The 26,456-nt window shown below is 41.6% G+C and carries 16 protein-coding genes and 1 tRNA gene; 7 read left to right on the top strand and 10 right to left on the bottom strand.

Translation table 11 applies throughout. The features are described 5' to 3' along the window. The first annotated feature begins 95 nt into the window (after positions 1-95). Together nth and recA are read left to right on the top strand one after the other, a co-directional pair. A complete protein-coding gene (gene nth / locus DRW42_RS19130) occupies positions 96-761 on the top strand; it encodes an endonuclease III (RefSeq protein WP_113950435.1) in 666 nt (221 codons plus the stop codon). A gap of 134 nt (positions 762-895) precedes the next feature. Continuing rightward, the gene (gene recA, locus DRW42_RS19125; RefSeq protein WP_113950465.1) at positions 896-1,909 is read left to right on the top strand and encodes a recombinase RecA; all 1,014 of its coding nucleotides are present in this window, start codon (positions 896-898) and stop codon (positions 1,907-1,909) included. Positions 1,910-1,986: 77 nt separating this feature from the next. Here the strand turns inward: recA and DRW42_RS19120 are convergent, their stop codons facing one another. The 3 genes from DRW42_RS19120 to tsaD all read right to left on the bottom strand — a co-directional run bounded on the left by DRW42_RS19120 (position 1,987) and on the right by tsaD (position 6,360). Further along, the gene (locus tag DRW42_RS19120) at positions 1,987-4,341 is read right to left on the bottom strand and encodes a TonB-dependent receptor (RefSeq protein ID WP_113950434.1); all 2,355 of its coding nucleotides are present in this window, start codon (positions 4,339-4,341) and stop codon (positions 1,987-1,989) included. A gap of 75 nt (positions 4,342-4,416) precedes the next feature. Then, positions 4,417-4,614 carry a hypothetical protein gene (locus tag DRW42_RS19115; RefSeq protein WP_113950433.1) on the bottom strand — a complete coding sequence of 66 codons (198 nt, stop codon included), beginning with the start codon at positions 4,612-4,614 and terminating at the stop codon, positions 4,417-4,419. A gap of 744 nt (positions 4,615-5,358) precedes the next feature. Then, entirely contained in the window at positions 5,359-6,360 is a 1,002-nt protein-coding gene (gene tsaD, locus DRW42_RS19110) for a tRNA (adenosine(37)-N6)-threonylcarbamoyltransferase complex transferase subunit TsaD (RefSeq protein WP_113950432.1), read from the bottom strand. 74 nt (positions 6,361-6,434) lie between these two features. Between tsaD and DRW42_RS19105 the strand changes: the two genes are divergently transcribed. Then, the gene (locus DRW42_RS19105; RefSeq protein WP_113950431.1) at positions 6,435-10,868 is read left to right on the top strand and encodes a translocation/assembly module TamB domain-containing protein; all 4,434 of its coding nucleotides are present in this window, start codon (positions 6,435-6,437) and stop codon (positions 10,866-10,868) included. Positions 10,869-11,617: 749 nt separating this feature from the next. Here the strand turns inward: DRW42_RS19105 and DRW42_RS19100 are convergent. The 3 genes from DRW42_RS19100 to DRW42_RS19090 form a co-directional block, all read right to left on the bottom strand. Further along, positions 11,618-12,829, bottom strand: coding sequence for a bifunctional 3,4-dihydroxy-2-butanone-4-phosphate synthase/GTP cyclohydrolase II (locus tag DRW42_RS19100; protein WP_113950430.1), 1,212 nt, complete (start codon positions 12,827-12,829; stop codon positions 11,618-11,620). A gap of 140 nt (positions 12,830-12,969) precedes the next feature. After that, positions 12,970-14,394 (bottom strand): LptF/LptG family permease, encoded by a 1,425-nt coding sequence (locus tag DRW42_RS19095; RefSeq protein ID WP_113950429.1) that lies wholly within the window; start codon positions 14,392-14,394, stop codon positions 12,970-12,972. A 30-nt stretch (positions 14,395-14,424) separates the two neighbouring features. Next, the gene (locus tag DRW42_RS19090; protein WP_113950428.1) at positions 14,425-14,805 is read right to left on the bottom strand and encodes an START-like domain-containing protein; all 381 of its coding nucleotides are present in this window, start codon (positions 14,803-14,805) and stop codon (positions 14,425-14,427) included. A gap of 812 nt (positions 14,806-15,617) precedes the next feature. On the opposite strand from DRW42_RS19090, the gene DRW42_RS19085 reads away from it, so the two are divergent. From DRW42_RS19085 to uvrA, 4 genes are all read left to right on the top strand, one after another. Continuing rightward, positions 15,618-16,244, top strand: coding sequence for a hypothetical protein (locus tag DRW42_RS19085; RefSeq protein WP_113950427.1), 627 nt, complete (start codon positions 15,618-15,620; stop codon positions 16,242-16,244). 1,113 nt (positions 16,245-17,357) lie between these two features. Next, positions 17,358-17,431 (top strand) — tRNA-Met (locus tag DRW42_RS19070). An 864-nt stretch (positions 17,432-18,295) separates the two neighbouring features. Next, complete coding sequence (locus tag DRW42_RS19060) at positions 18,296-18,589, top strand: putative quinol monooxygenase (RefSeq protein ID WP_088300351.1); 294 nt, start codon at positions 18,296-18,298, stop codon at positions 18,587-18,589. Positions 18,590-18,941: 352 nt separating this feature from the next. Further along, positions 18,942-21,266 carry an excinuclease ABC subunit UvrA gene (gene uvrA, locus DRW42_RS19055; protein WP_244215318.1) on the top strand — a complete coding sequence of 775 codons (2,325 nt, stop codon included), beginning with the start codon at positions 18,942-18,944 and terminating at the stop codon, positions 21,264-21,266. Between the two features lie 906 nt (positions 21,267-22,172). Here uvrA and DRW42_RS19045 read toward each other — a convergent pair. From DRW42_RS19045 to DRW42_RS19030, 4 genes are all read right to left on the bottom strand, one after another. After that, on the bottom strand, positions 22,173-23,342 hold the full coding sequence (locus tag DRW42_RS19045) for a chromate transporter (protein ID WP_113950421.1): 1,170 nt from the start codon (positions 23,340-23,342) through the stop codon (positions 22,173-22,175). A 3-nt stretch (positions 23,343-23,345) separates the two neighbouring features. Beyond that, positions 23,346-23,861: a hypothetical protein gene (locus tag DRW42_RS19040; RefSeq protein WP_113950420.1), complete on the bottom strand. Its 516-nt coding sequence runs from the start codon at positions 23,859-23,861 to the stop codon at positions 23,346-23,348. Between the two features lie 62 nt (positions 23,862-23,923). Next, positions 23,924-24,763, bottom strand: a complete 840-nt coding sequence (locus DRW42_RS19035; protein WP_113950419.1) for a chromate resistance protein ChrB domain-containing protein — start codon at positions 24,761-24,763, stop codon at positions 23,924-23,926. 188 nt (positions 24,764-24,951) lie between these two features. Then, a complete protein-coding gene (locus DRW42_RS19030; RefSeq protein WP_113950418.1) occupies positions 24,952-26,421 on the bottom strand; it encodes an AAA family ATPase in 1,470 nt (489 codons plus the stop codon). Positions 26,422-26,456 lie beyond the last annotated feature (35 nt).

Below are 26,456 nucleotides of genomic sequence, written 5' to 3'. Positions count from 1 at the left end.
CAATGAAACAATGTAGCAATTACAAATGAACGAATGACGAATGACCAATATACGAATGACCAATAAACAAATGAACGAATTACCTATATTTGCGCATGCTTAAAAAAGAACGCTACAAACTTTTTGTAGAACATTTTTCGGCCAAGCAGCCAGATGCAGAAACCGAGTTACATTACAACAATCCATACCAGTTATTGGTTGCCGTAATCCTTTCTGCACAATGCACCGATAAAAGGGTAAACATGGTTACCCCTGCCCTTTTTCAACGTTTTCCTAATGCAAAAGCTTTGGCAGAAGCCACTCCGGATATTGTGTTCGATTACATCAGGAGCATCAGCTATCCTAACAATAAAGCCAAACACTTGGTGGGCATGGCCAATATCCTCTTGAACGAATTTAATGATGTAGTACCTTCGAGCGTTGATGACTTGCAAAAAATGCCTGGTGTTGGACGTAAAACGGCTAATGTTATTGCTTCTGTAATTTATAATGCACCAGCAATGGCTGTTGATACCCACGTTTTCCGCGTGGCCAACCGTTTAGGGTTAACCAATGGAAAAACACCCCTCGCGGTAGAGAAAGACCTGGTTAAACACCTGCCTGAACACGATATTCATATTGCTCACCACTGGTTGATTTTGCACGGCCGCTATGTTTGCGTGGCACGTAATCCTAAATGTGATGTTTGCGAAATCACTTACATGTGCAGGTACTTCGAACGCTTAACCGCACAAAATGAGCGTGATAAATTAAAAGCTTAAAAAAATATTTCAATTTACTATTGACATTAGCTAAAAAACATTTACCTTAGCTAAATATATTAGTATTATAAATATCAACATTTGAGCATATTAGCCGATAATCGATTATATTTACGAAATCAATGAAAAAAGAAATGAGTACAGCAAATCCAGATAAATTAAAAGCCTTACAACTTACTTTAGATAAGCTAGAGAAATCGTACGGTAAAGGTACCATCATGAAACTTGGCGATACCGCTATCGAACCTATAGATTTTATTTCTACAGGATCAATTAGCTTAGATATTGCTTTAGGTATTGGTGGTATTCCAAAAGGACGTGTGATCGAAATCTATGGACCGGAATCTTCTGGTAAAACAACTTTGGCTACCCATATTATTGCCGAAGCACAGAAAAAAGGCGGTATTGCAGCATTTATTGATGCGGAGCATGCTTTCGATCAGTTTTATGCAAAAAAATTAGGTGTTGATACCGATAATCTTTTGATCTCTCAGCCAGATAATGGTGAGCAGGCATTAGAAATTGCTGATAACCTGATCCGTTCAGGAGCGATTGATGTAATTGTAATTGACTCTGTTGCGGCTTTGGTTCCTAAGAGTGAGATTGAAGGCGAAATGGGCGACAGTAAAATGGGTTTACATGCCCGTTTAATGAGTCAGGCGCTACGTAAATTAACCGGAACCATTTCAAAAACAGGATGTTGCTGTATCTTCATTAACCAGTTACGTGATAAAATTGGTGTAATGTTCGGTAACCCTGAAACCACAACAGGTGGTAACGCCCTTAAATTCTACGCTTCAGTACGTTTAGATATCCGCCGTATTTCGCAGATCAAAGATTCTGACGAAGTTTCTGGTAACCGTGTGAAGGTAAAAATCGTTAAAAATAAAGTGGCCCCTCCTTTCCGTATTGCGGAATTTGATGTAATGTTTGGTGAAGGTATTTCTAAAAATGGCGAAATCATCGACTTAGGTGTTGATTTCGGCATCATCAAAAAAGCAGGGTCATGGTTCTCTTACGGAGATACTAAACTTGGCCAGGGTAGAGATGCCGTAAAACAGTTGTTGAGCGACAATCCTGAATTGGCAGAAGAGCTTGAAATTAAAATCAAAGCAGAAGTAACCGGCGAGCATTTAGCAGAAAAATAAACCGGATCAATTCCGTTTGAACATAAAAAAAGCGTCCCGATTTAAAAATTGGGACGCTTTTCTATTTTAGAATCTGGTTAATAACTAACCGAAATGCCAAAGTTTACCGAAGTTCCCCTTCCTTTCGAATAAAAACCCGGTTGCATAAACCATTGTGCCCTTGCAGGGAAATAATCCTGGTTAAAAATATTGTCGATACCTAGCGTAAGTTTGGTATTCTTTTTCACCTGATAAATTCCGGCAAAGCTGAATAAATGATATGCCTTTACGGCACCTTCATTTCCATTATATACGCCACTGGCATTTTTCTCAAACCTGTTACGCGAATTGATGCCGGTATAATTCAATGTCAAGTCTAATACCTTTAACGGACTATAGGTAACTGATCCTGTAATCTTTGGGGCAGAAATGCGGCGTCCGTTAAGGTAAAGATCTACCGGGTCGTTAAATTTACCGTTTTTGTCAATATCACGTTTTCCTTCGGTATAGCTATAACTCGCCGATAAACTCAAGGCATCAAGCAAACGGTAATCGGCAGCAAGTTCAAAACCATATATTTTTTCAGGGTTTCTGGCGGTATTAAACAAACCCGTAGCCGGATCGTAAACCACTTCGATCCCTAGTTTAGAAGTGCTGATGTAAGCCGAAGCGGAGAAAGTTAATCCAGCAATCCTGCTTTCGAAACCCGCTTCATAATTATTAACTTTTACGGCATCGGTATTAATCTTATCGATGCTGTTCACTTTAGCATCACGTAAGGCCAGGCCTATATCCATTACAGAAAAGCCCTGAGAGAAGCTCACGAAAGGACTAAAAACATTAAATTTATTATACCTTAAACCTGCATTAAAAAGGTAGGTACTGTATTTCAAATTTCCTCCTGTTACATCAAAAGATGGCGTAATGGTGGTATTGTTGGTACCGGTAGTCCGCAGGGTACGGTAATCATCAACTGCAATATTTACGTTTTCGTAGCGCAAACCGGTTTTAAATACCAGGTTGTTTAAAATATTAAAGTTCGCCTGTGCAAAAGGAGCAATATTGGTCATATCCATAGTTGGTACCCACACCCTGCCATCAACCAAAGGTTGTGCCGTTTTATCCTTCATAAAATCAGCTCCGTAGGCAATCCTGGCTTTTAAAAAGTCGAGGTTCAGCAATGGCGTTTCCAAAAATAACCTTGCGCCTTTTTTATCGTTTTTAGCCAAAGATTGTCCGTCGCCACCATCAAAGCGCCCCAAAGAAACATAAAATACATCTTTACGGGTTTCGTAATAAACGTCAGCATTTAAACTCGAATTAAGGAAAGTGCTGTCTATCTTATACGATAGGTTTAAATTGTGGTTGTAATTAACCCCTGTTGGGATACCAAGTGGTTTACCCAATACACCGGTCGCTTTTTGGCCCGTTGCCAGATTACCGTTTACCAGAGTAAAGTTACTGTTCTGCAAGCTGCTGTAAGTATTATAGGTAAGCTGTATACGCTGATTTTTGGCAGGTGCATAACCCAGTTTGGCAAAAGCATTATAGCTGTCTGTTTCGCCTAAGCTATAGTTAGGCCCAACCACATCGCCCTTTGCATCCTTATATTCACCGGTTTGCTCATACATTCCACTCACCACATAATCAAACTTACCAAGCTTTCCATAAAACATCTGGTTAATCCGGCCGCCTTCGGAGTTTTTAACCTTCACCAGCGATCCGTTCAGGTTGATCTGGGTTTTACCTGCAAATTTCGCAGCAGTATCAGGCACCATGGTGATGTAATTTACCAGTCCACCGGCAGCGCCGTTGCCGTAAATAGCAGTTGCCCCTTTTACCACTTCGATACGCTCCAGCACCGACGGGTCAATCGATCTTAAATCAACCTCCGCATTTCTTAATGGTGAAGATTGTGAAACCCCGTCTATCATGACCAGCATCGGACGGCCGCGCAAATTCTGGCCCACATTATTACCTGTTTGTGCAGTTGGTGCAAAACCCGGAACCTGGTTAGCCAGAATGGTACTTAAATCGGGTGTAATGGCAATTTCACGCTCCAATTTCTTCTTGTTTACGATACTTACCGAAGTGGTAACGTTTTTAATATCTTCGGGTTTTCTTGAAGTAGAAATCACCACATCACCAAGTGTATTGGCAACAGCTTCCAACGCGATATTGATGGTGGTATCGTTTTTTATGGCGGGAATATACTGTGAAAATGTTTTATGGCCAACAGCATTTACGCTGATACTAACAGGAACACCACTCCTGATATATAAAGAATAATAACCTCTGCTATCTGTCTGAACTTTTTGTCCCAACAGCGATAAAGTTGTGTAAGGAATTTCGCTTTTTTTGTCTTTAACATGCCCTTCTATCTTAATATTCTGTGCACGCACAATAAGAAGATTACAGAGCAAGACCGTAACGATTAGTATAATTTTTTTCATCTATCTTAAATTTTGGCAAAGATAGAAAATAGACACTAAATCGAATAGGTCTAAATAAGAATTAAAACAAGCTATTTAATTCTGGCTAAAAACAGTATCAAAGTCTTTGGTAACATATACAATTACCAAAAGTGCAGCAATAACCAGTGCGCCTAAAATAATCACGCCCCAACTTCCTTTGAGTTTGTTTTTATCTTTCCTGATTAACCAGTAAATGATACCGATAAGCGGTATCGCACAAACAATCCAAAATATTAACGATGCTCCAGTCATATATAATTTTTAATTCCGGTATCGGAGATCCGAAGCCGGAAGGTTTATTGGCAGTAATATCTGCCGGTTTTTATTTTTTTCGCCACGGAGGCACAGAGAACACAGAGAGGGATTCGCAATTTTCTTTCTCTCTATTTCATGCCCTCTCACTTCGCGATCGCAATCCTTTGCCACGGAGGCACAGATAACACGGAGAAGTATTTTCCGCAATTTTCTTGCTCCGCTACTTTACGCTCCCCTCGCGATCGCCATCCTTTGCCACGGAGGCACAGATAACACGGAGAAGTATTTTCCGCAATTTTCTTGCTCCGCTACTTTACGCTCCCCTCGCGATCGCCATCCTTTGCCACGGAGGCACAGATAACACGGAGAAGTATTTTCCGCAATCTTCTTACTCTGTTATTTTATACTCCCCTCATGATCGTCATCCTGAACTTGTTTCAGGATCTTTTCAGTGCCAGTTAGCTATTCAATTTTCTATCGTATTAGGATTGCTTCCTCGGCTGAAAAAGCCTCCTCGCAATGACGATTTGGCGAGAACAAATGACCAATTATCAATTTCCAACAAACCAATCATTACTGAATCAATACCAATTAATCAGTTTACAGTTGGCAATTTGCTTTAGCAATTTAACAATCCTTCAATTTAACAATTATCATCATAACACAGTCCTCCCCTGAGCGTAGTCGAAGGCGTGGGCTAACAGTTAACCGATTTAAACAATTAACCAGTTAACCACCTTATTAAAACTCCATTCTCGCCATCGGCGAAACGTCCTGTCCTACAAAATCCTCTTTCAAAAATTTATGGTATCCTGCAATGGCAATCATACCCGCATTATCAGTACAGTACTGAAAGGCAGGGATATAAATATTCCAGCCCAACTCATCAGCCGTTTTCTGCAATCCGTCTCTTAAGCCAGAGTTTGCCGAAACCCCACCGGCAATGGCAATTTCTTTTATATTATACTGTTTTGCAGCTTTCTTTAACTTGTTTAACAAAATCTGAACAATGCTATGCTGAACCGAGGCGCAGATATCATCCAGGTTTTCGGCAATAAAATCAGGATTCTGTTGTTCCTGTTTCCTGATGAAATACAGGATGGAAGTTTTAAAACCGCTGAAACTAAAATTCAGATCGGCAATTTGTGGCTCGGCAAATTTAAACGCCAAAGGATTGCCCATTTTAGCATGTTTATCAACCAATGGTCCGCCGGGATAAGGCAGGTTTAACAATTTAGCCGTTTTATCAAAAGCTTCGCCCGCGGCATCATCCAGGGTTTCGCCCACAATCTCCATGTCGAAATAATCTTTCACCAGTACAATCTGTGTGTGGCCGCCCGAAACGGTAAGGCACAGAAAAGGGAAACTAGGTTTAGGATCATCAATAAAATGCGCTAAAATATGCGCATGCATGTGATTCACAGAAATTAAAGGTACATTTAGGGCTAATGCAAAAGATTTTGCAAAAGAAACGCCAACCAATAACGATCCCAATAAACCAGGACCGCGTGTAAAGGCAACGGCATTTATGTCCTGTTTTGTTACATTGGCATTAATCAAGGCCTGTTGTACGGCAGGCACAATATTCTGTTGATGTACCCTCGATGCCAATTCGGGGATTACACCACCATAATTTTGATGAATTGTTTGGTTTGCAATAACATTGGCAGTAATTTTGCCGTTGTTACAAATAGCAACGGAAGTATCATCGCAAGAGGACTCAATAGCAAGTATAACAGACAAATTATTAATATTTAAGCTGCAAAATTATTAAAAAACTATTTAAAATACTCCTTTGGGTAATCGCATCAATAATTTTGCTGCTCGCGCTTATTATTTTCTCGCTGCAATTTAAGCCTGTTCAAACTTATTTTGCGCAGAAAGCTGCTGCATACTTATCAAAAGAGCTCAAAACTACCATAAAAATCAAGAGTCTTTACATCAAACCTTTTAAATCCGTAGTACTGGAAGATTTATTGGTGTTGGATTTACAAAAAGACACTCTACTCAGCACGCCACAATTTATGGTGGATATCAATCAATTATCAATTGATAAAAAGATTATCGATATCAATACCGTACAGATCAATAACGGGCAGTTTTTCCTAAAGGATTTCAAAGATAAGTCTTCTAACCTCGATTTCATCATTAACTACTTCGATTCTGGTAAACCTACTGTAAAGAAAAAGAAGAGCAAACCTTTTGATGTAAAATTGGGCCGTTTGATTTTAAACAAATTTGCTTTCAGGTATATCAATTACAATGCAAAAGACATCTCACAAGGCAAAAGTGTAAACTTTGATAATGTTGACGTTAAACAACTGAGCGGTATTTTTGAAGGGCTTGATATGAAAAACCACCTGGTTAAAACCAATATCAAAAACCTCACCTTTAAAGAGCGCAGCGGATTTTACCTGAAAAACCTTACCGCCCAAACCACCATCGATAGCAATGCAATAGAATTAAAAAACCTCCTGCTCGAAACCAACCAGAGCCGTTTAACGGATTATTACCAGATGCGGTTTAAAAGCTACAGGGATTTTAACCACTATGTTGATAATGTGAGGATGAAGGCTATTTTTAAAGATAGCCACATTACCTCCAGGGATGTTGCCTTTTTTGCCCCGGAGCTGAATACAATGAAGCTCGACCTGGATGTAGACGGACAAATTACGGGCTTGGTAAACAACCTTAAAGCCAAAAAACTATCCATCAGAACAGGAAAAGCCACACACATTAAAGGTGATTTCATTATAAAGGGACTACCAAAATGGAGAGAAACTTTTATGGACCTGAACATCGAAATGGCGGGCACGAATAAAACCGATCTTGATGAGGTACTGGGTGGTATTACCAATACGAAAAAGAAAATGATACCCGCTATTGTTAACAAATTCGGCAATATTAACTTTAACGGGAGTTTTACGGGTTTCCAGAACGATTTTATTGCTTACGGCGAATTTAAGACCAAACTGGGCCGTATTGTTTCGGATGTGAACATGAAGATCGACAAAAACGATGTGCCTTCGTACACCGGTAATGTAAAAACATACGATTTCAATATCGGCAACCTGCTTGATGAGAAAAGCCTGGGACGTATTAGTTCTTCATTATATGTAAAAGGCCGCGGAACGGAGCTTAAAGACCTCACCGAGAAAATAAATGGCGATGTAGATTATATCGATTTTAACAATTACCGTTACCACAATGTGAAGATTGATGGAACTTTTGATAAAAAGTATTTTGACGGCAAACTGAGCATTAACGACCGTAATGTAAAACTGGTTTTCGATGGTGGTGTAAACCTGAACCCTAAGTTACCGGTATTCAATTTTAATGCAACCATTTCTAAAGCGAAGTTGAAAGCCTTAAAACTGCTGAAAGATTCGCTGATGGTTGACGCCAAGTTTACCACCAACTTTTCGGGTACGAACCTCAATAACATTTCAGGCAAATTATTAATCGAAGAAATCAGTTTAAAAAACCCTAAGGGTACCTATAGTGTAGATTCGGTTCAGCTTACGGCCAATGGTACCGGTGCCAACCGTGTGCTGGATATCCGCTCAGATATTCTAGATGCGAACATTAAAGGCGAATACGACCTCAATTCTATTGTTTCGTATTACAAAGCGATTGCCAAAACCTATATCCCATCTTTACAGGCGGATATTATCAAATACAAAAATCAGATTTTTGAGTTTAACCTGATGGTTAAAAAGTTCGAACCGCTGGCACAGCTTTTCGCGCCTGGTTTAGAACTGGAAGAAGGCGCAACGCTAACCGGCGAATTTGATTCGAGGAACAATAAGGCCACCTTAAACGGGTTTGTGCGGAAACTGAAATACAACGGCATTGTGGTAAACAACATCATCCTGGATGAAAACACCACCACGCAACAGCTCCAGCTGATTGTAACTTCCGATCGAGTGCAGATTAACGACAGTTTATTTATTAAAGATGTCAACATTTCGAACATCCTGCGGAGCGATAGTCTGGCTTTTAACGTAAAGATGTCGAATTCGGATGAGGCCAATCAGCTCGATTTGAACGGTTTGGTAGAGTTTACGAAAAACCAGGATACTACGGCCCGCCTGAGCATATTGCCATCTATTCTGAAAATCAATAATGAAGAATGGCGTATCCAGGAGAAAGTGCGTATTGTGCTGAACAATGGTAAAACAGAAATCACCAACTTCGACCTCACCAACGGAAAACAGCAACTGATTATTGATGGATTGATTTCGGAAGACCCGAAAGACCTCATCAGCGTAGGTTTTAAAGATTTTAACCTCAAAACACTTAACCCTTTTACCAAAGGTTTTGGTGTTAAGCTGGGCGGAAATGCCAATGGAACAACGGATTTGTACGGCGTGTTAAAAGCCCCAAGGGTAACCGACGATTTAAAAATCGACTCCCTGAACTTTAATGATATTTACATCGGAACCTTAACCGATACCTCATCATACAATAACGAGAGCAAAAAAATAAATGTGTTTACCCGCGTGGTAGCAGACGATTCGGAAACTTTTAAACTTACGGGAAACCTCGACCTTAAAGAGAAAGAAATAGACCTCGGACTTAAAATGAGCGAGAGCAAACTCACCATCCTGGAGCCTTTTGTAAAAGAGCTGGTATCGAATTTAAAAGGAAACATCTCTGCTGATTTAACCGTTAAAGGGAAGTTTGATAAACCGGAGATTAACGGAAGTGTAGCCCTGGATAAGGGACAGCTGATGGTAAACTACCTGAAAACTACCTATGTAATTACCGATAAGGTAGAGGTAAACAACAGCGTAATCAAATTAAATAACTTTACAATAAACGACCTGGAAGGCCACGAAGCTACCGTAAAAGAAGGTACTGTTGATTTAAACGACATCAATTACCCTACTTTAAATGTAAAGGTGGAAGCCAATAATTTAATGGCCCTGAATACGACAGCTAAAGACAACTCGGTTTATTATGGCCGCGCTTATGGTACCGGGGTATTTACTTTTACGGGACCAACGAATAAGATGAAAATTGATATTAAGGCGAAAACCGAAAAAGGAACGGTTTTTAACCTGCCTTTAAACAGTTCGGAAACGATCTCCGATAAAGATTTCATCAATTTTGTGAGTCGCGATTCTTCTGTTGTTGTAAAGAAAAAGACCAATTTCGATGGTATTACGCTTACGTTCAAGCTCACCATCGACCCGAATACCACAGCAAATATTTATACCACACTGGGTAACCTGAGTGGCAAAGGTAATGCTGAACTGAACCTGAACATCAATAGTTTTGGCGATTTCGAGATGTCGGGCGATTACATTATTGAAACCGGAAGTTTTGATTTTACGGCCCAGGAGGTTATTAATAAGAAGTTCGACATCAGGCAGGGCGGAACCATCCGCTGGACGGGTAATCCTACGGCTGCACAGATCAATTTAAGGGCAGTATATGCTTTAAGGGCAAGTTTGAACGATTTATATAAAGCAGCTAACCGCGATGCGAGTAGCAATGCCAACCAGCGGGTAAATACCGAAGTAGAGATGGGATTAACCGGACTACTGCTAAAACCTGATATTAAACTGGACATCAATTTCCCTTCACAGCCATCGATCAAAGAGGAGCTTCAGACTTATTTCAGCGACCAGAACAACCTGAATTTACAGGCTTTCAGTTTAATTATCAGAAGGAGTTTTGCGCCTGGTAATGGTGGAGAATCGATCGGAAACCAGCTGAGTTCTACCGCAACCAGTACAGCTACCGAACTGGTATTTAACCAGTTTAACAATGTACTGTCGTCGTTAAATTTAAACTTTGTGGATTTAAACGTGCGCTCACTGAGCGAGGCAAATGCATCGTTCAAATTCTTTAACGACCGTTTAATTATCAACGCAGGTATTGTAGACAGGAACAGTGTAAACGATTTCACCCTGATCAACTTTGGCGATAATAACGTAGGTAGAGAGGTTGAGGCCTTATTTTTATTAAGGAAAGATGGTAGTTTAACAATCAAAGCGGCCAACAAACCACCCACCCAGCAAAGTATTTTCTTAAACAGCGGAATCAGTCCGACGGCGAATGTAACTTCGTTCGGTTTATTGTACACGCAACAGTTTGATACGTTTAAAGAGTTTATCCAGAAAATTTCGGGTGCGTACCGCCGTAATTTAAAGCGTAAACAAAGCGAAGCCCCTGTTAAAACGAATAAATCGATCAATAAGGACGCGATTATTAATCAGAGTAAAGGGAAAGAGAGAAGGTAGGTTTAGTTCACTGGGCATTGGTTCACTGGTCATTGGCCATTGGTCATTGGTTTACTACCGCTACACGTCATCCTGAATTTATTTCAGGATCTGATAAAGAAAGCTTTTAACCGGTTAATTGGTAATTGCTTACCCTTCGACTACGCTACAAATGGCAGACTCCAATAGAAAATTCGTCATCTCGACCGGAGCAAAGCGAAGCGGAGAGATCTATCTCGAGATAGATTTCTCGACTTCGTTGCACTCCGCTCGAAATTACGAATTGCGTGGGAGGATGACCCACACTGGGAGGTTGATTCGCGACGGACAAAATGGAACAGGTTTCGGAATTGCAATGGTTTACTCCCGCCACACGTCATCCTGAATTTATTTCAGGATCTGATAAAGAAAGCTTTTAACCGGTTAATTGTTTAAATTGGTTAATTGGTAATTGCTTACCCTTCGACTACGCTACAAATGGCAGACTCCAATAGAAAACTCGTCATCTCGACCGGAGCAAAGCGAAGCGGAGAGATCTATCTCGAGATAGATTTAGCTTCGCTGAGCACTTCGTGGTTCTCGACTTCGTTGCACTCCGCTCGAAATGACGACCGCGAGTGAGATGCCCCGCATGGGGAAAACCCCTACATAAAACCAAAAAAGCCAGTAACTGAACATCAATTCAATCACTGGCTTTTTTATTACTATCCTGATATTGGCATTATGTTTGGAAGCGCCTAACGCCAAACCCAATACGCCAGACTCAATCCTTATCCTTTCATAATCGAGTGCCCCATTTTGTCTCTTTTGGTGGCCAGGTAACGCTCGTTATGTTTGTTGCTTGCAATCTCGATCGGAATATTTTCTACCACCTCTAAACCATAACCTATTAAGCCGGCCCTTTTGGTTGGGTTGTTGCTCATTAAACGCATTTTGGTTACCCCTTCTGAGCGGAGGATCTGTGCACCTACGCCATAATCGCGTTCGTCGCCTTTAAAGCCTAACTTAATGTTTGCCTCTACCGTATCGAAACCGGCATCCTGTAAGTTGTACGAACGTAATTTATTAATCAGGCCAATACCCCTTCCCTCCTGGTTCATGTAAACCACAATACCTTTGCCTTCTTTCTCGATCATCTCTAAAGCTTTGTGTAACTGCGGACCACAATCGCAACGGCACGAACCGAAAATATCGCCGGTGACGCACGAGCTGTGTACACGGGCCAGAATCGGTTCATCGGCATTCCAGCTTCCTTTAGAAATCGCCAGGTGGGTTGCATTATTATCCAGCTGCGTATAAGCAGTCATTTTAAAATCGCCCCAGGCGGTAGGTAAATCGATGGTTACTTCCTGTTTGATTAAACTGTCTATCTTTAAACGGTAAGCAATCAGGTCTTCGATTGATATAATTTTTAACTGGTGTTGTTCTGCAATTTTGAAAAGATCCGGTAAACGGGCCATTTCGCCATCTTCCTTTAAAATCTCTACCAGTAAACCTGCAGGTTTCATTCCGGCCAAACGGGCTAAATCTACCGCAGCTTCGGTATGACCTGCACGACGGATTACACCACCATCTTTCGCAATTAATGGAAAAATATGTCCGGGTCTGCCCAGTTCTTCAGGATCGGTTTTAGGATCAACCAAAGCCAGCATGGTTTTAGAACGGTCGCTGGCCGAAATACCGGTAGTACAACCATGCCCAACAAGATCAACCGAAACCGTAAAATTGGTTTCGTAAGCCGCGGTATTCTTGCCCACCATCAGGTTCAGGTTTAACTCTTTGCAACGCTCTTCTGTTAAAGGGGCACAGATTAAACCACGACCATAAGTGGCCATAAAGTTGATGATCTCGGGGGTTGCATTTTCGGCAGCCGTTAAAAAATCACCTTCGTTTTCTCTATTCTCGTCATCTACAACAATAATCACTTTACCAGCTTTTATATCTGCGATGGCTTCTTCTATTGTGTTTAATTTTGTTTGCATTTTATATAGCATTATGGGGCAAAGCTTGCGTAAAGTACATTAAATGTAGTTTTACGTTGTTGCAAAAACCCATACAAATGTACAACCTTATTGAGCATTATTCGGATTAAAATATCATTTGTAAGTAAAGGAAATAGCGCTTATTTCGCCTTCTTTTTAAACACTTTAGTGATGAGTTCCTTGTAGTAATTTACATCAAAAAGTGCCGAATCAACCGTAGCCTTATAGGTTAAAAATGCGGCCAGTGGCGAGAGCACAATGATGGCGAGCCACATTCCGAATATCGGGTTTAAGTTGCCTTCGCGCGCCGATTTTTCGGCAACCGTGGTAATGATGTGGTATACGAGGAAGAAACAGATGGCCACTACTACGGGTAAACCCATGCCCCCTTTTCTGATAATAGCGCCTAAAGGTGCACCAATAAAAAACAAGAGGATACAGGAAGCCGCCAGGGTAAACTTACGCTGGTATTCTACCGTGGTAAAAATAATTTCGCCTGTTAAATCGGTTTGCCTTGGCCCCCAGTTGGGGATATGCTGCATCATACCCGCAACAACATTGGTAGCATTATCGAGCGCCAGTTTCCGCGATCCGTTAGGGATATCTTTCAGTATTACATCATCGATCTTTTTCGGTACGGCTTTTATCTTCGTATACCCCACAGCGGTATTAAACTGCTTAAAGTTACTGACCAGGTTAGCCATGGTCCTGGTTTGTATGGTATCGAGCTGTTTGGTAAGCGAATCGCGTTTTTTCACAATACCCTTTAAGTTAAGCATGGGTGTACTGTTGCCAAAAGCATTCGGGTCGGTACTGCTCTGGTTAAAAGAAGAAAGGTCGAAACGGGGTTCGGTTTCCTTAAAACGGTTCCGGGTGAAGATCTGTCTTGGGTTATACATCCCGTTTTTCGATGCCTGTTCTTCATACTGTACCCCGTTTTTAAGGTTCAGCACCAAAAATTTACCATCGGCAGTTTTACCCATTTTGCCTTCTTTCGCCAGGATAATTTTTGGAATGCCATTGTTTTCCCTGTGGTCGTAAATCATGATGTTATGCAGCGTACCATCTTCTTCTTTTGAATCGACACGGATGGCATAACCCGGGATGGCATTGTTAAACACACCCGGTTTAATCAGGAAAGAAAGTTTTTTATTACGGATATCGTAAAGCAGGGAGCCGAATTTTAAATTGGCCTTGGGCAGCATGTAATTGGCAAAAAAGAAGGAGCTTACGGTAAGGATCAAAATCACCACAAATAAAGGCCGCATGGCTTTTTGCAGTGAAATACCTGCTGATTTGATGGCCACCAGTTCGTAGTTTTCGCCCAGTGTACCAAAGGTCATGATAGACGAAAGCAGTACCGAAAGTGGCAAAGCCATAGATACATTTGCCGCCGAAGCATAATACATCAGCTCTAAAATGGTATACCATTCGAAACCTTTACCTATTAAATCATCAATCCATTTAAACAGGAAGAACATCAACAGGATGAACATCATAACAAAAAACGTTGCTATGAATGGCCTTATAAATGCTTTTACTAATAGAAGATGTATTTTTTTCACCCTACAAAGGTAAACAATGCCGAGTTAATATTATGCACCCAATACGCTAATCAGGTAATCGATCTGGTTGTCCCAGATTAATTTTTTCTCTGAAAGGAGTTCGTCTGTGGTAAAATCAGTGATCGAGAGGGCTACATCATTGGTTAGTTCGTCCTGAACAATTTCCATCTCAAAATAACATTGAGGTTCATCATCAAGCCATTTAAACTTTACCAGTTTATTTTCTTTCGCCAAAACCATTTTGGCCTTTAACTGCTCATCATCCCAGGTAAAAGTATATACCTGATCGCGGAAATTTACATCATCGGCAAACCATTGCGATAAGCCATTAGGTTCACTAATAAAACTATACAATATTCTTGGCGACGATCTAACTTCGTACTCGAGTGTAAATTTTTTCTTTTCTGCCATGTTAGTACTCTACCAGGATAATTTCCGGAATTTTTTAATATTATTTTTCTAAAGAAAGGTAATTTATTCTACATCTGCAACAGTTACTTAATTTGGTTGATTTATTCGCTCGTTGGTTCACTTGTCATTGGTTCATTGGTCATTGGTTTACCCCTCATTGGCTCACTTGTCATTCGTTCATTTGTCATTCGTTTACCGCTTATTGGTTCATTGTTTTATTGCCGGATTCCATTTCAAATGCCATTGGTTTGTTTGCTATTGTTTATTGGTTCACTTCTCATTGGTTAATTATCATTCTTTCATTGGTCTTTTGTTATCCTTCATTCGTTCATTGCTTAATTGTTTTATTGTTAAGATTGATGTAGTTGATTTCGAATACCGAAATGCAAAATTTGTACTTAATAGATTCCAATAAAACGTAATGTCATCTAGTTTCGATAACTATCGGAAGAAACGCAGTGGAATCGAGAAACTTCCACTACGTTCAGGATTACAACTTAATAAACGAGCCGTCATCTCGACTGGAACGCAGTGGAATGGAGAGATCTGCTCGATAGATTTAGCTTTGCTGAGCACTTACGTGGTTCTCGACTGCGTTGCACTTCGCTCGAAATGACGATAACTTGAGGGGGATGCATTGACTTTGATTAACTGCAAACTGTAAACCAGTTAATTAACGCGAAACGCTAAACGCCCGACGCCAAACCCATTCCCATTTTCTTTTTTCCTAAAAAACAATTATATTCACTTGTGTTTTACCGGGAATCACCGTAGAAAGCATTATCCCATTTTTTATCCCAGATAAATTTCAAATGCAGCATGGCCGTATAGTCGGTTTTGCTGAAGCTCCGTTTGAAGAATTTGTTAGCGTTTTTGGCGAAACCCTGCCGCCCTGGCCGCTATTGGTACCGTTTGCCTTAACATTTATTTATAACTTAAAAAACAGGATTATGAGTTCGAAAAACAGAATTTCGACGGTGATTACACCAGAGCAGGTACAAAAAAGCACAGATGCAATACTTGCATTTAAGGCCAACCTAAACAATGTATTAACGATTAGTTTGGCACCTGAAGAGCGCAGGAAGATGTTAAAAATGGGTAACAAAACCCTTAGTTTCGTCGAAAAAACGCTGGAATATGCCAGGCATAACCCAAGCCTGGTACCCATATTTATGGACCTGGAAGAACCCATAAAAGATTATGAACTGGCCGCCATCCTGTATGATATTTTTCAACAGTTAAATACGCTGATTACATCTGTAGAAGATGCAGGAATGGCGGCTGGCAGCGAAGCTTACGAAGCCGCCCTTATTTTCTATCATACGGTAAAGGGTGCAAGCCGGTCGAGCGTGCCAGGATCGCAGGCCATTTACGACGACCTTAGTCAACGTTTCCCTGGACAGCGAAAAGCAAAAACCTTTACGCCACCACAACCATAGTAAAATACATCCCCGGTGGCCTGTATGGTTTGCCGGGGAATATTTTTTATTGAACATCGCTTAAATCACCCTGATTACCGCTAAACGGCGCACTGCCAATCAAGCTATTTTAGGAAGGGTCTATTTCACCCTCGTTGACACATATTTCACCCTCGTTGATACTTATCTCACCCTCGTTGACACATATTTCACCCTTGTTGGTACTTATTGCACCCTCGTTGATACTTATTTCACCCCCGTTGATACTTATTTTACCCTCGTTGATACTTATTTCACCCTCGTTGGAACTAAACAAGCTCGGTTTCGAACTTATTTCACCCTCGTTGACACTTATTTCACCCTCGTTGGAACTAAATAAGTCCGGCGCCGACCTTTTGTCACCCCTCGTTGACACAAAATAAGCCCTGTTTGGAACTTATTTCACCCTCATTGACACTTATTTCACCCTCGTTGGAACTAAATAAGTCCGGCGCCGACCTTTTGTCACCCCTCGTTGACACAAAATAAGCCCTGTTTGGAACTTATTTCACCCTCATTGACACTTATTTCACCCTCGTTGGAACTAAATAAGTCCGGCGCCGACCTTTTGTCACCCCTCGTTGACACAAAATAAGCCCTGTTTGGAACTTATTTCACCCTCATTGACACTTATTTCACCCTCGTTGGAACTAAATAAGTCCGGCGCCGACCTTATTTTGTATCAAACAGACGTTCCAAAGCCTGAAACAGAACCTTTTTTACCCAAAACCATGCTTAAACTAACAGAAAACCTAATTATTGTAGTGTTAAATAACCCTGGTCACCAATATTCTGGCCTGATCTGCATTAAAAACCATATTGTGACCAACCGGTTAATTAGTTGAACGTTTTCCGCTTTGTTTAATTTAACCAATTGCAGAAAGCGACGTTTTACCCTACATTAAGAAGGAAACCTGTCACTATTTTAAGCGCGTATTTCAATTTTAAGCACTTCAAATTCATTTAAATTTACTGAGCATTAAGGCCTTAAAGTATTTTTCACATTTCTTTTTATTAAAATGTATATTTATTCTATATTTGCAGCTCTTAAAAATAACCACATCGGTATTTACGTTATTAAGTAAATATTTACCCGGCGGGGTAGCTCAGATGGTTAGAGCGCAGGATTCATAACCCTGAGGTCGGCAGTTCGATCCTGCTCCCCGCTACTAATTAAAAGCTCATCGAAAGATGGGCATTTACTATTTAAAGGCACTTTTACAGCATTTCATCCTCCCCCCTAACATCTTTTCTTTACTTTGAAAATCATCCCTGCTCTGCAAATGAGAAATTTTATTTCATTCTCTCGTGGGATTTTTAGAAAGAAAGATTAAATATTTTATATGCACAATCGACAACATCGTGTATACAACCCCACAAATTTCTGCTAATGACAACTTAGCTTCACGTTCATACGTGTATTTCTACTATAACAAAAAACATTATAAATTTTATAATGGCAACAAATTGAATTTACCAATATTCCCAAATCATGCCAAAACGATTAAAGAAAGAGCCAAGCTACTTCATAAGCTACAGCAGGAATACACGAAAGCCTTAAATAATAATTGGACTCCTACTGGACAAACCAATCTATTTGACCCCATCTTGCCAATTCAATAATATGCTGACTTTCAAAAAATTACGGCAAATCTAATTCCGGCGAGATGGGGTCAATTTATTCCGGTTTATCCAGGCTAAGGCTTCAATGAATAATTGTTGGGATCATATATCCCAAAAACTCAAAAGAGGTAATTAAGCTGATTGTAGGCTTCTGGGCAAGAATGTCCGGTTTGGTGCGGGATATGTGGCCGTTTTTGGGAGCATCTCATCTCTGCTTGAATACCTGGTGTGAAATTAAATGTTTATTTTTTTTTAAAGATTTAGACCCTTTCAGCCTCCATAGGACACTTTATTAAATTAGCCTTTAATAATCTGATTATTTGACAGTTAATATTATAACTTGGCACTATTCGTGAGGCTTTCTTAGTGGTGGAATTTTTGCCGCCGATAATCCTTAAATTACAAACAAAATGGAAAAATTAGCATTACTGGCCCGCCTGGAGGCCAAAGCTGGTAAAGAGCAACAAGTTGCAGATTTTATCAAAAGTGCCCTGCCTTTGGCCGAAGCTGAACCCGGAACTATCCGTTGGTATGCGCTGCAGATCTCGCCGTCTACCTTCGGTATATTCGATACCTTTGCGGATGAAGCTGGGCGGGATGCACATCTGGGTGGAGAAATTGCCAAGGCTTTGATGGCCCATGCGGATGAACTGCTGGCTACGCCGCCGGTAATCGAAAAGGTTGCCTTGCTGGCAGTTAAATAAGTGAAAAATAAAAAGGCTAGATCCCCTATGGATAACATCAGGGGATCTTGTCTTAGTTAAATTTATGTTTACATTTCTGCCCCTAGATGAAATCAAAAAAAACTAGCATCCCCTTTGCTTTGTTTAACAAGATATGCCTTCACATAAAAAATTACCCAGCATCGTTATCAGGGGTGCCAGGGAACATAACCTAAAGAATATCGATTTGGAAATACCAAGGGACCAGTTGGTAGTATTCACCGGGGTCTCTGGATCTGGAAAATCTTCGCTAGCCTTTGGTACCCTTTACGCAGAGGCACAGCGCAGATACCTGGAATCCGTATCTCCTTATGCGAGAAGGCTATTTAATCAGATGTCGATCCCTGAGGTAGACAGCATCACCGGACTTCCACCGGCGGTTGCGCTGCAGCAGCAGCGCGGAGGAGCCTCGACGCGCTCTACAGTGGGGAGCGTAACTACCCTTTCCAACTTGCTGCGAATGCTCTATTCCAGGGCCGGAGATTATCCAGGTGGACAGGGTATCATCTATGCAGAAGGCTTTTCGCCCAATACACCAGAAGGTGCTTGTGGGCACTGCCATGGACTGGGTAAAGTATATGAGGTGAGCGAAAGGAGCATGGTTCCCGACGAAACAAAAACTATCCGCGAGCGCGCGGTTGCCAGTTGGCCCACTGCGTGGCAGGGCCAGAACCTGCGGGATATCTTAACATCTATGGGTATTGATGTTGACATTCCCTGGAAACAGCTTTCTAAAAAGGACCGTGACTTTATCTTGTATACTGAAGAATCGCCTTCGGTTCCTGTCTACCCAGGGTATACCCTGCAAGAGGTGCAAAGGGCAATCAGGGCAAAAAAACAGTTCGATTATATGGGTACCTTTATTGGCGCACGGCGATATGTACTGCAGACTTTTGCGACCAGTCAGAGCCAGTTGATGAAAAAACGCGCGCTTTCGTTTATGATAGGAAGGGAATGCCCGGTCTGCGGGGGAAAGAGGCTGAAAAAACAGGCGCTGTCGGTAAAATTCGAGGGATTGGATATTGCCCAGATGAGCCGACAACCGCTCCAGGTGCTGCAAGATCTTTTCGGTCCTTATGCACGGCGATCAACTAGGGGGGATAATTCAAGTAGGCATCCTCTGGAAAAACAGCTGGTTACCCAGCGGATCGCAGCTGACCTGTATTCACGCATAGCGGTGATGCTGGAACTAGGGCTGGGTTATCTCAGTCTGGAACGGAGCACGCCGACGCTGTCTCCGGGAGAGCTGCAGCGGCTTAGGCTTGCTACCCAGGTACACTCTAATCTTTTCGGGGTTGTTTACGTATTGGACGAACCATCGGCAGGACTGCATCCTGCGGATACTCGGGCGCTCCTCAATATCCTTGACCGGCTAAAACAGGATGGCAACTCGATCTTTGTTGTCGAGCATGAGATTGAGGTCATCCGCTATGCCGACTGGATCGTGGACATTGGTCCCGGTGCGGGCGAAAATGGTGGCAGGGTGATCTATAACGGCCCGGCGGCAAAGATCAAGGACTGCAAAGCGTCCATCACAGCGGGTTATCTCTATCCTAAAACACCATCTGCTAAAGCCAATGCACAGGCGGAAAGGAAACCGGAACAGTGGCTGGAACTAGAAGGGGTACACAAGAATAACCTAAAGGATTTAGATGTTGCCATCCCGATTGGGATAATGACCAGCGTAACGGGCATTTCGGGATCGGGTAAGAGTAGTCTGATCTCCCAGGTTTTGGTTGAACTGGTGGGGGCTGCGCTGGGGCAAAAGCCAGAAGCTGCTGAAGCGGAAAGCGGAACGGACCTTTTGGAGCAGCAGACTGAGGACATGGTAAAGGGCGCGATTGCCGGAGGGCTCAAGGGGATCCGCCGTCTGGTGGTGGTAGACCAGAAACCCATCGGCCGAACGCCGAGGAGCAATCTGGCCACTTATACAGGTCTTTTCGATCCGGTAAGGAAGCTGTTCGCCAGCATGCCTGGGGCCAGGAAAAAGCGCTATGATGCAGGGCGGTTCTCTTTTAACGTGGCCAAGGGAAGGTGCGCCAACTGCCAGGGCGAAGGACAGGTAATGGTAGAGCTCCTGTTCCTGCCCAGCGTGTACACCCCCTGCCCTGTCTGCATGGGAACACGCTACAACGCGGATACCCTGAAGATCTTCTATAAGGATAAAAATATTGCCGATGTGCTGCAGCTCACCGTGGATGAGGCCGCCGATTTCTTTGATGAAGAACCTGGCATTTCAAGGGCGCTTGAAACGGTAAGGGAGGTCGGCCTTGGCTACCTTAGGCTTGGACAATCTGCCACAGAACTCTCTGGGGGCGAGGCGCAGCGGATTAAAATGGCTACTGAACTCCAGCGGGCGCAGAACGGAAGCACGCTTTATATCCTCGATGAACCAACGACGGGCCTTCACCCGAGCGACGTGGAGCGGCTGATGGCCCAACTTAATCGCCTGGTTGATGCTGGCAATACGGTTGTGCTGGTGGAGCACGATATGCACGTGGTGGCAGGAAGCGATCATATCATCGATATCGGCCCGGGCGCGGGATCCCAGGGAGGAAAGATTGTAGCCACCGGGAGCCCTGCCCAGGTAAGCAGAAATGCTACAAGCCGAACTGCCCCCTACCTGAGAGCCTATCTTTCGGGGAAAATTAGCGGATAGCAGCCTGGGCATGCAGTTTGATTGCAAAAACACCATCGTGAGAAAATTCGGGAGGAGTGATTGCTATCATTAAACGGGTGTTTCTTGAGAATACAAATAGTGGCTGGAATACTTGAGCAGCCCATCGATTGCAATTTCACAAACAAAAATTGCGCTGTAAACCTTGAAGTAATTTCTTTTTCCGATCACCTAGTCACAGAACTTATACCGGACAACTTTGGGTTGTAAAATTATTTTGACTAACTTGTCTTTATCCCTAAAAATTCCTGCCCGGACGAGGCAGAATTATCTTTTCGGTATTCTTCCATGAAAAGAATTATGTTATACGAACCGGATGTTTCCGTTTTTGAGGTGATTAGCCTAGTCTTTATGGAAACAAAATGCATCATTAAACCTTTCCCTTATTCGATATAGACCCAAGTAGCAAGATCACCAGTTTTAAGCCTGATTTGGTAATATTAGACTTATTCCAGGATTACTTGCGTCCATTAGCATTATCCAGACTTATCAGATCCCTTTTGCCAAGCACAGGTCTTATCGCCTCCAGCTGTAATCCTGACATAAGCCAAATTTTCAAAAAGTTGGGTTTTGACGACTATCTTTCGAAGCCTTTTGACATCGACCACCTTATAAATCTCGTTAACTCTTATTAGAAGCCATCTCTCAAATATTGAATTGGTCGAGCACATGTAAACTGCAAAAAATTTCACAGTTTAATCTCCCAAATCCAAGCGCGAAACAGATTCGAATTAATCTTGAAGTTTGTCCATTTTAGCTAGCTGGCAAAAATCTTCTATAAATTCATTCTTGGATCAAAGCTACTGATCAAAACTCATCGAAAGGTGGGCTTTTATTTTTAGTATTTTTGCTTTGTCTTTAAATGGCATGACAAGAATAGTTCATTGGTCAGAAACCCCTGATCAGTAAACCGGTTATGGCAGCCAACAATATGATATGAGGTTCTTTGATTTTCTTGCTGAAGATCAATAATAAGGCGGCAACAACAGCTATCAGTACAGTTGGTACATCAACAATTGCCCTGCTGGCAATAATGATCACCGCACCGACCAGCGCGCCAACTACCACTGCAGTTATCCCGTTCACAAACTCTTTAATGCTCGCGTTCCTGGCTATCTTTCTAAATGACGGAGCCAGAGCCACCGTAAACAGGTAACAGGGCAGGAAGGTAGCAAATGCTGCTACACAGGCACCTGTAAAGCCTGCCACCAGATAGCCGATAAAAGCAACTGTAATCACAACTGGACCGGGCGTAATCATTGCCACTGCTACCGCATCGACAAACTCCTGTTCATTCAGCCAGTGATATTGATCGACCGCACCGCTGTGTAAAAAAGGCACTATAGCAAGTCCGCTGCCAAAGACGAAAGCGCCAGCCTTCAAAAAGAACCAGCCAAGTTCCTGTAAAGTCTTGCCTTCATATTGCCAGAAACCTGTTCCTGTCCATACTAATACAGTCAATGCTGATGGTTTTCTGATCCACTTGGGAGGGGCTTTGACCAGCATATAGATGACACCACACCCCGTAAAGAGCAGTATATCCTCTTTTTGGGTAATTACAGTAAAAACAACACCGAGCAGATAAAACAGCCAGAGCAACCGTTTAGAACGTATTGCATTTATGCTTATCCCGCTAATGGATTTTATCGTCAGCTTGTATGAGCTAATGGCAATTATACCGATCACTGCTGCACTTACCCCATAAAAAACGGCCTGCATCCAATTTAGTCCGCTATAAAGTTTATAAGCCATCCCAAGTGCAACTACCATTAGAAAAGATGGCAGCACAAAAGCGAGACCAACCAGTGTTGCCCCCAAAAACCGATAGTGCACAAAACCGATATATATGCCGAGCTGTGCCGCAAGTGGACCCGGTGCAAGCTGTGCCAAAGCCAGACCTTCTTTATATTCCTCATCGGTAAGCCATCTCTTGTTTTCGACAAGATCTCGGTTCATGTATCCAACCAAGGCAACAGGGCCTCCAAAGCCCCAGGTGCCCAGCTTCAGAAAATAAATGACCAGATCAGCCAGATTATATTTACGTTGTTGTGTTTCCATGGTTTAGAAAGCTATACCGAACTGAAAACCAATACCAAAGGACCAGGGTTGACTATTTCCGAACCTTGCCGGAAGCGGAACAGCAACAAAATAACTGCTGCCCTTATTCTTTTTTACCGTCTTATTGATAACCGGGGTCAGCCCGTAACGTCCTGACGTTTCAAAAGCGGCACGTCCTGCAAAGGTAAAACCATTGCCCAGAGCAACGAGTATGCCCGGATGAAAAAGTACATTACTAACCTTACTGCTACTATTTGTTGCCTTTATTATTGGGACAATTTCGCTGGAGAAACCGATTTTGGCACTTTTCCAGATATTAATTCCAATAGGCATGCCAACGGTATAACTGTCTTTAAAGTTGGTGTGCGTGCCGTCTGAACTGAAAGTGACAATAGGATGCACGATACCAATATAGCCAGCTAATCTGGGATAGGTCTGCGTAGTCTGCCCAGAGCTGATGGAAGCATTTATGATAACCAGGACTAAGCAGGTAAGAATATTTTTTACTTGTGTTTGCATGCCACAAGATTATAGGTTTCTCCAGGTGTAAAATAGAACAGGATTTACTCTTGGTATGTAACTTACCTTTTGCTCCTGTTTTTCTTAAATTCAGATGGGGTAAAGCCGGTTTCCAGCTTAAAAATGCGTGTAAAGTGGCTCTGGTCGGAAAATCCGGTCAGATAGGCGATTTCAGATAAGGAATAATCTGAGGTCTGAATATATACAATAGCTTTCTCAATCCGTATTTTACGGATATATTCACCGAAAGAAAGATTATCAAAATATTTGGAAAATTCCCTCGAAACGTAGGCCGGGTTTATGTTGAGCTCACTGGAGATACCAGTTAGGGTCAATGCCAGATTGGTATCGATCTGATCCTGTATAATGGTTTTCAATTCTTTAGCCCACGCGGGAATCTTGGCCCCTCTGCCCTGTTTTAAAAACTTTTGATAGACATCCACCAGCAGCTGCTCCACCGGGCTTTCGGTGTGCCTCACATTCTGAAGGTGTTTGGCCCACGCGTACAATGCATCATAAATGACCATACCCGCTTTTAGCAATTCCTGATCGTTTTTGATATTATAAGCCATTCCCGCGGCAATTGCCCATAGTCCGGAAGCCTGGCTTGCAAGTCCATGCTGATCAGTATCTGCCCCCCTTATAATGGGAGCCATGATCTGCAAAGCCGGATCATCAAGCTTGTATTTCTCCATCAAAGCATCAAAAGTACAGAAGCCATTTTTATGGGTTAGTTCAACGCCTAAAACGTCAAATGGAGTTGCATCCAGTTCTTCTGCTTTTTCGATCACGGTATCAAAAGGAACATAAAAAAACTGCGCCTGTGGATCAATGAAATTCCTGATCAGCCAGGGACAGGCAATCCGGTCAATCTTCGGTCTTTCTCGGGTGATCCAATTCATAATTCAAAACTAATTAGAATTAATGATATATATATCCCGCCATTTAACGAGGTGATCTAAGATAAACACCAGAATTTAATTGATTTTCATTTGGATTAACCATAGAAATCATAAAGCATTAAACTAAGAATCGATTGATTCTAATTAACCGCTGAAAATTAATATTTATACACATTAAATATTTCTGACTACACTTCTAAAATGATCTTCATTAACAAGTCAACATATCTTTTTAGTTCAGCAGCATTAATGTTTTCACCTCTATCGGACGCGCTGGCATGGTGATAGCCCTTAGTATAATCATTGAGCTCAATCAAATCACTCCTCAATTCTTTCAATCTTAGTAATTTACTACCTGGCTGGGCTACCTTTATTGCATTAATAATATCGCCAAGCCATTTATCACGTGCAATTACATCGAAATATTTCGTTTTAATAACTCCTTCCAAAACTGGCCTTATACACCGTATCACTTCTCTTTTTACATATTCATCTGCCGAAGGCTTTTCTAAGTACTGTTTGATGACTTCAATATCCTTCTGTGTACTTGTTAAATATTCCTCTCCCAGATTATGACGTTGCAAACTACTTGTCTTACCGTCAGTTTCAATTTTCAAATTCAGAGGTTCTAAGTGACTGCATTTATCCGTGTAATCATTTGCAAAGTTCAAGTCATGCGTTAACAAAATAAACTGTTGTGCAGTATCAGCAATTCTAGCAAGCTGGAAGATGGTAGCATTCTTTCTTGCATAATCGAAACTAGACAACGGGTCATCAAAAACTATAATTTTATTACTATAGCCTTGAATTTCAAGTCTAGCAAGAAAAAACGATAGCGCTATTGCACTTTTGTCCCCCTCACTTAAAGCATACCTTGCATTTCCAATTCTCTTTTGCGGATCTGGAGCAGAGAAAATTATCTTCTCGCCATATACTTCAAAAACTGGATAGACGCGAAAATGCTCGTTCTCATTAGCGTTTTGAGCGGAGGTAAACTCGACAATTCGAACATAGGATGTAAACTTCGTCAGATATTTATTGACAATGGAAATATGATTTTCAAAAATTGGAGTAGAAAATTGCTGGTATTCCGCAATCACTAAGTCTATATCCTTCTGAAAATCAATCAACTTTAACTTCAGTTCTTCTGTCTCAAGAACAAATCCCACTTTTCGTTTTTGAAGATCAAGTAATAGCTTTTTCTGTCCGAAAAGGACCTTTAATCTATTTCGGTATTTTATTCCCTCATCACCTAAAATCAATTTAAAAAGATTGGTCTTACTTTGTTTGCGAAAAAAAGAACCTGCAAATAGATATTCCTCGATGTAATTAATATCAAATACTTCTATTTTCAGATCATTAGAACTCCAATTATTATTTTTAAACCTAATTAGACTACCAGAAGAAGAGGCTTTAATTTCAACTTCACTCTCTTCTTCTGAACCAAACGTCTTTTTAAAATCGATTAACTTGGGATCATTTGTCGCCAACGATTTTAATATAGTTGACAACGTCGTTTTACCAGATCCATTTGGAGCATAGACCACATTAACTTTCTTAAGTTGTCCATCCCATGCTTTTGTTGCGTCAAACTTATAATTTACAAAATGCCCAATATTGGAAATTTTGATTATTTTTTCTATAAAATTAGAGACCATTATATTTAGTTATGTAGAACTTTTACCAAATATAT

The organism is Pedobacter miscanthi, assembly GCF_003315595.1.
Classification (GTDB): domain Bacteria; phylum Bacteroidota; class Bacteroidia; order Sphingobacteriales; family Sphingobacteriaceae; genus Pedobacter; species Pedobacter miscanthi.
The sequence above is the reverse complement of the archived record's forward strand: the minus strand, read 5'-3'. Positions and strand labels throughout refer to the sequence as shown.

Coding starts and splice junctions, on each gene's coding strand:
- DRW42_RS19120 (WP_113950434.1), bottom strand. CDS start 4,341: ATGAAAAAAATTATACTAATCGTTACGGTCTTGCTCTGTAATCTTCTT.
- recA (WP_113950465.1), top strand. CDS start 896: ATGAGTACAGCAAATCCAGATAAATTAAAAGCCTTACAACTTACTTTA.
- DRW42_RS19040 (WP_113950420.1), bottom strand. CDS start 23,861: ATGCAAACACAAGTAAAAAATATTCTTACCTGCTTAGTCCTGGTTATC.
- uvrA (WP_244215318.1), top strand. CDS start 18,942: ATGTCGATCCCTGAGGTAGACAGCATCACCGGACTTCCACCGGCGGTT.
- DRW42_RS19115 (WP_113950433.1), bottom strand. CDS start 4,614: ATGACTGGAGCATCGTTAATATTTTGGATTGTTTGTGCGATACCGCTT.
- nth (WP_113950435.1), top strand. CDS start 96: ATGCTTAAAAAAGAACGCTACAAACTTTTTGTAGAACATTTTTCGGCC.
- DRW42_RS19100 (WP_113950430.1), bottom strand. CDS start 12,829: ATGCAAACAAAATTAAACACAATAGAAGAAGCCATCGCAGATATAAAA.
- DRW42_RS19045 (WP_113950421.1), bottom strand. CDS start 23,342: ATGGAAACACAACAACGTAAATATAATCTGGCTGATCTGGTCATTTAT.
- DRW42_RS19035 (WP_113950419.1), bottom strand. CDS start 24,763: ATGAATTGGATCACCCGAGAAAGACCGAAGATTGACCGGATTGCCTGT.
- DRW42_RS19090 (WP_113950428.1), bottom strand. CDS start 14,805: ATGGCAGAAAAGAAAAAATTTACACTCGAGTACGAAGTTAGATCGTCG.
- DRW42_RS19085 (WP_113950427.1), top strand. CDS start 15,618: ATGCAGCATGGCCGTATAGTCGGTTTTGCTGAAGCTCCGTTTGAAGAA.
- DRW42_RS19060 (WP_088300351.1), top strand. CDS start 18,296: ATGGAAAAATTAGCATTACTGGCCCGCCTGGAGGCCAAAGCTGGTAAA.
- DRW42_RS19030 (WP_113950418.1), bottom strand. CDS start 26,421: ATGGTCTCTAATTTTATAGAAAAAATAATCAAAATTTCCAATATTGGG.